This is a genomic window from Vibrio sp. 1401 (assembly GCF_033340295.1).
Window position 1 is genome coordinate 1 of record NZ_JAWOWF010000790.1, and the last position, 530, is coordinate 530.

The 530-nt window shown below is 46.8% G+C and carries 1 protein-coding gene; it reads right to left on the bottom strand.

Annotated features, from left to right (window positions below):
- Window positions 1–356 (bottom strand): AsnC family transcriptional regulator (locus R7Z77_RS28190; protein WP_318137414.1); only part of this gene is annotated, 356 nt, incomplete at its 3' end.
- Window positions 357–530: the final 174 nt, after the last annotated feature.

Here is a 530-nt window from a genome sequence, read left to right on the forward strand (position 1 = left end):
TCAATCGATTTGCACATCAATTTGACGAATATGTTATACGCGCCTGTGGTGTAGTAAGCTTCCACTACCTCATCGAGAGCATTGAGTTTTTCTAACGCGGAGTGGTAGTCACGCGCCGCGTTAAGGTTAATACCAATAAAGCAACACACATCGTAGCCGAGCTTCTTGGTATTTACGATCACCTCCGTACCCTCGATTATGTCAGCCGATTTCATTTTCTCGATACGCACATGAATGGTGGCAGGGCTGACATCGAACTGCTTAGCCATTTCGGCGTAAGGCGTTCTGGCGTCTGCCATAAGTGTTTTTAAGATTGCGCGGTCAAGGTCGTCGAGTTTCGGCAGGCTCGCATTCATACTATTATTTCCGTTGGGTATGAGAGTTATGTCTTTTTTATACTCACAGCGGACACGATTCACAAGGTTTGGCAGGAGTAACTGCGGGTTAACTCCGATGCTATGGAGAGAATGTGCAGCGTTTTCTGATTTTGGTCGCCTTATTCTGGAGTGCATGTGCCTGGAGTGAACTGA